This is a genomic window from Streptomyces boluensis, from assembly GCF_009908195.1.
Lineage (GTDB): Bacteria > Actinomycetota > Actinomycetes > Streptomycetales > Streptomycetaceae > Streptomyces > Streptomyces boluensis.
The window spans coordinates 1-4,755 of the sequence record NZ_JAAAHS010000503.1 but is presented as its reverse complement, the minus strand read 5'-3'; the positions used below and the strand labels follow the sequence as shown (position 1 = coordinate 4,755).

Annotated in this window: 4 protein-coding genes; 2 read left to right on the top strand and 2 right to left on the bottom strand. The window is 72.6% G+C overall.

The window, feature by feature from the left end:
- Positions 1–210 precede the first annotated feature (210 nt).
- On the top strand, positions 211–852 hold the full coding sequence (locus GUY60_RS34715) for a hypothetical protein (protein WP_161705211.1): 642 nt from the start codon (positions 211–213) through the stop codon (positions 850–852).
- Positions 853–875: 23 nt separating this feature from the next.
- Here GUY60_RS34715 and GUY60_RS34710 read toward each other — a convergent pair whose 3' ends face one another.
- Positions 876–2,492, bottom strand: coding sequence for an MFS transporter (locus GUY60_RS34710; RefSeq protein WP_161705210.1), 1,617 nt, complete (start codon positions 2,490–2,492; stop codon positions 876–878).
- 236 nt (positions 2,493–2,728) lie between these two features.
- Here GUY60_RS34710 and GUY60_RS34705 point away from each other — a divergent pair, with 236 nt between their 5' ends.
- The gene (locus GUY60_RS34705; protein ID WP_161705208.1) at positions 2,729–3,658 is read left to right on the top strand and encodes a S1 family peptidase; all 930 of its coding nucleotides are present in this window, start codon (positions 2,729–2,731) and stop codon (positions 3,656–3,658) included.
- 141 nt (positions 3,659–3,799) lie between these two features.
- Here the strand turns inward: GUY60_RS34705 and GUY60_RS34700 are convergent, their stop codons facing one another.
- Positions 3,800–4,591 carry a nucleotidyltransferase domain-containing protein gene (locus GUY60_RS34700; RefSeq protein WP_161705206.1) on the bottom strand — a complete coding sequence of 264 codons (792 nt, stop codon included), beginning with the start codon at positions 4,589–4,591 and terminating at the stop codon, positions 3,800–3,802.
- Positions 4,592–4,755: the final 164 nt, after the last annotated feature.

The window sequence follows — 4,755 nt, the reverse complement described above, 5'->3', positions numbered from 1 at the left end:
CTTGGGGGGTGGGCAGCTTGATGGGTGGCCAGCCCGGTGGGTAGCCAGCTTGGTCTAGACCTTGGGCTAGACCATAGCGTCTGTCGGAGCACGGTCAAGAGGGCGGCCACGATGCGCGACATCCCGTGCGGACGCCTTCCGTCGACACCCGCCGCCGAGCCCGACGGAATTGCCGTACGCGAACAACTTCGTTACGTAATATGCGCGTTCGTGCCCATCGCTCCGCCGCCCGCGTACTCCGTATCGCCCGCGCACCCCGCATCGCCCGCGGCCCCGTCGCCTCCTCGCCACGATCTGACGGTGCTGCTCATCCGGCACGCCGAGAAGCCCGACCGCGAACACCCGGGCGTGGACGCCGAGTTGCGCCCCGACCGGAAGTCGCTGACGGCGCGCGGCTGGGACCGGGCCCGCAAGCTCCCCGCCCTCTTCGGCCCCTACGGCGACGCCCTGGGCGGTCCCGAACTCCCGCTGCCCACCGTGGTGTTCGCGGCCGGGCGGCACGGACCGGCGGGCGGTGCGCGACGCCTGGAGCAGACCGTGACACCGCTCGCCGAGCAGCTCGGGCTCACTGTGCGCACCGACCACGGCAAGACCCAGGAGCGCGCACTCGCCCGTGCCGCCACGACCGCCGCCCGCTCCCCGGTCCTGATCTGCTGGCAGCACGGGCACATCCCGGCCCTGGTCCGCGCGTTCGGTGCCGAGAACGCGGGCCCGGTACCCCCGCCGACGCGTTGGCCGACGGAACGGTACGACCTGGTCTGGGTGTTCACGTACGAGGTGCGGGCCGGGCGGTGGGGCTTCCGTCAGGTCGGCCAGGGGCTGCTCGACGGCGACCGCGTCCCGTACGGCTGAGCAGGGTCCGCCGAGGGGGACGCTCAGTCGGTGTCGCCGGGCGGCCGTGGCTCCTCGCCCGCAGCGGGCCTCGCGGGCTTCGCGGGCCTCGCGGGGTCATCGGGGCCGGCCGTCGCCGTGCCCCGTACGTCGAACGGTGGCTCCAACGGCGGGGACTGGAGCGCGCAGTTGGTGCGGCACTCCGGGTGGCAGCGCTCGGCGCGCTCCGCCTCCGGGGCCCGTACCGCCCACCAGGCGATGGCCGAGCCGAGCACCAGGAGCCCGGCGCACAGCGGCATCGCCCGCCGGAACGCGGCGCCGAACTCCGCCGCCGAGCGGTACGCCTCCGGGCCCATGCCGACCAGGAGCGGCAGCGCGGCCACCGTGACCAGACCCGCGGCCCGCGCCGCCGCGTTGTTGACGCCGCTGGCGAGCCCGGCACGCGCGGTCTCGACGGAGGACAGGACGGTCGCGGTGAGCGGGGCGACCAGGGTCACCATGCCGAGCCCGAGCACCGTCACGGCGGGCAGCACGTAGAGGGCATACGAGCTGTGCGTACCGTCCACGCGCAGCATCAGGAGCATGCCCGCCGCGCAGAGCAACGGCCCGACCGTGAGCGGCAGTCGAGGTCCGATGCGCTGGGCCAGGTCGCCGGAGCGGGCCGAGAGGAGCAGCATCAGGACGGTGGTGGGCAGCAGCGCGGTGCCCGCGCCGAGCGCCGAGTAGCCCGCCACGACCTGGAGTTGAAGCGCGGCGAGGAAGAAGAAACCGCCGAACGCCCCGTACACGCACAGCGTGACGACATTGACGGCGGTGAAAAGGCGGACGCGGAACAGCGACGGCGGCAGCATCGGCTCGGGCCTGCGGCGCTCCACCCGGATGAACAGCCAGCCGAGGACGAGCCCGGCGGCGGCGGAGCCGAGCACATCAGGGGACGTGCCGCCGTCCGGGGCGGCGATCAGAGCGTAGGTGAGCAGGCCGAGGGACAGCGCGCCGAGGGCGGCGCCGAGCACGTCGAAGGAGTGCGCGCGGGCCTCCGCGCCGCCCGACGACTCGGGCACGTGCCGCAGCGCGACGGGCACGCAGATCACGGCGAGCGGAACGTTGAGGAAGAACACCCAGCGCCAGCCGGGTCCGTCCACCAACCAGCCGCCGAGGAACGGTCCGACGGCCGCGCCGACACCGCCGAGCCCGGACCAGACACCGACCGCCCTGGCCCGGTCCTCAGGGTGGAAGGACGCCTGGATCAGGGCGAGCGAGCCGGGCGTGAGCAGGGCGCCGCCCACGCCCTGCAGGGCCCGCGCGGCGACCAGGACGCCCGCGTTCGGGGCGAGTCCGCACAGCAGCGAGGCGACGGCGAACCAGGCGACGCCGATCACGAACACCTTGCGCCGCCCGAACCGGTCACCGAGCGCCCCGCCGAGCAGGATGAACCCGGCGAGGGTGAGCATGTACGCGTTCACGGTCCACTGCAGGGCGGCCAGATCGGCGTCGAGGTCCGCGCCGATACGGGGCAGCGCCACGTTCACGACGGTCGAGTCGAGCAGCGCCATGGCGGACCCGAGCACGGTGGTCAGCAGCACCCAGCGGCCCGCGGCGCTCCCGGTACGCAGGGCTCCGACGGTGGCGGTCGGCGGTTGCTGTTCCTCGGCTCGGCTCATGCCCGGATCATCCCCTCCTACGCCGGGCCGGTCACGCCACCGACGTCCGACCGTCCGGGTGACGCCCACCGCGAGGGTCACCAGGACGGCGGCCGCGAGGACCCCTGGGACCACCGGTACGAGATCGTCAACTGTCCGATAGCCGCGCACTGTTGTCCGCAACGCCCTCGCCCCATAAGAATGCGCATGACAAAAGCCGGGGGCAGCAGGCCCTCGGCGGCAGAGAGGACCCCCACATGAAGAAACCTCTCGTCGGCGCGTTCGCGGCCGTGCTCCTGATCGCCGGTGCGGGCGCGGCGCCCGCGATGGCCCAGGACGCGGAGCCGACACCCGGCAAGGCGATGGCCGGAGCGGCACAGGCCGGCAAGGCCGCGGACAGCAAGGGCCCCGTGGGCCCGGCCAAGAAGAAGCCGCGCGCGGTCGACTTCGCCGGCACCGTGGCGCTCAGCAACTGTTCCGGCTCGGTCGTCCGCACCGCGGGCGCACAGCCCGACGACCCCGCCCTGGTGATGTCCAACGGGCACTGCCTGGAGGGCGGGATGCCGGGTCCGGGCGAGGTCCTGGTGGACCAGCCCTCCAGCCGGACGTTCGACCTGCTCGACGCCTCGGGCGGCGAGCTCGGCACCCTGAAGGCGAGCAAGCTCGCGTACGGGACGATGACCGACACCGACGTCTCGCTGTACGAACTCACCGATACGTACGCGCAGATCGAGAGCGAGTACGGCATCAAGGCGCTTGAGCTGGACGCCGAGCACCCGACCGCGGGCAAGGCGATCACCGTCGTCTCCGGGTACTGGAAGAAGACGTACAGCTGCGACATCGACGGCTTCGTGCCCACCCTCAAGGAGGGCGACTGGACCTGGAAGGACTCGGTCCGTTACACCGAGGCCTGCAAGACCATCGGCGGCACCTCGGGCTCGCCGGTCGTGGACGACGCCTCCGGCAAGGTGGTGGCCGTCAACAACACGGGCAACGAGAGCGGCGAGGAGTGCACGGTCAACAACCCGTGCGAGGTCGACGAGAACGGCAAGGTCACCGTCCGCCAGGGCATCAACTACGCCCAGCAGACGTACCAGATGGTGCCGTGCATCGTCGCCGACAGCAAGATCGACCTGAGTGCTGCCGGCTGCGGGCTGCCGAAGCCGGGCGCGGCGCTCGTCAAGTAAGCGGGTAGCAGGTCAAGTAGCCGTGTAGTACGGGTACTTCGTGCAGTACGGGTACTTCGTGGCGGGGGCCGGGTTCGCCCGGCTCCCGCTCAGCCCTCGTTCGCCCGGCTCCCGCTCAGCCCTCGTTCGCCCGGCTCCCGCTCAGCCCTCGGGCGCCGCCCCGAGCAGCAGGGACTCGGCCGCCTCGACGGCACGTTCAAGCGCTTCCGCTTCCGGGCGCAGGCCCGCCACGAGCGTGTCGATGCCGCGCAGTCCGGCGCGGCCGATCAGCGTCTTCTCATTGGTGACCCACTCGCCGCGCGCCGCGAGCACCGCGTGTGCCGCCTCCGCCGCGGCGACGGCGAGCGCGCCCGCCACCTCGGTGAGCCGGCCGTGCGGCGCGTGGTTGCCCTTCGCGTACCCCAGGGTCAGCGCGGCCCGGTCGCGCCACACCGCGGGGGCGTACGCGCGCAGTGCCTCCGGGTAGGCGGGGCGCGGGAGTTCACCGCGCAGCACCCGGTTGACGCCGAGTTCGGCGACGACCAGATAGCTGGGGATGCCGGCCAGGTGGAACATCAACGGCTCCCAGCGGAACCGCCCCTGCCGGGCCTCGCTCAGCTCGTGCTCGACGACGTCCAGGTCGCGGTAATGCACATCGGCCCGGCGGCCCTCGACGGTGAGCCACGCCCCGCCGTTGAAGACCCCGCCACCCCAGCCGCCGAGCTCGGATGCCTCGCAGGCCCACCCGAACTCACCTGCCACGCCCCGGAGTTGAGAAGGCTCGAAGGCGCCCCGGTAGTAGACGCCGAGGTCCCAGTCGCTCTCCGCGGTGTGGGCGCCCTGGGCGCGCGAGCCGCCGAGGGTGACGGCTTCGACGGCCGGCAGCGCGGAGAGCCGGTGGGCGAGCCGATCGAGAAAGGCCTCGTCGTCGGCAGCGGTGGGGATTTGCTCCATGACCGCCAGACTATCGACGCCCCCTCCCGGCCCTCGACCGAAATTCCGTGGCCCCGGAGGGCGTCACGCGTGCATCATGTCCACATGAGTCAACATGACCACAAAGCGACGACGACGATCGCCACCCGAAGCATCCGCGCCCGCCACACCGCCGACACCGTCAC

Excerpts from the sequence above, each read along its gene's own strand:
- GUY60_RS34710 (WP_161705210.1), bottom strand. The coding sequence starts at position 2,492 with ATGAGCCGAGCCGAGGAACAGCAACCGCCGACCGCCACCGTCGGAGCC.
- GUY60_RS34705 (WP_161705208.1), top strand. The coding sequence starts at position 2,729 with ATGAAGAAACCTCTCGTCGGCGCGTTCGCGGCCGTGCTCCTGATCGCC.
- GUY60_RS34700 (WP_161705206.1), bottom strand. The coding sequence starts at position 4,591 with ATGGAGCAAATCCCCACCGCTGCCGACGACGAGGCCTTTCTCGATCGG.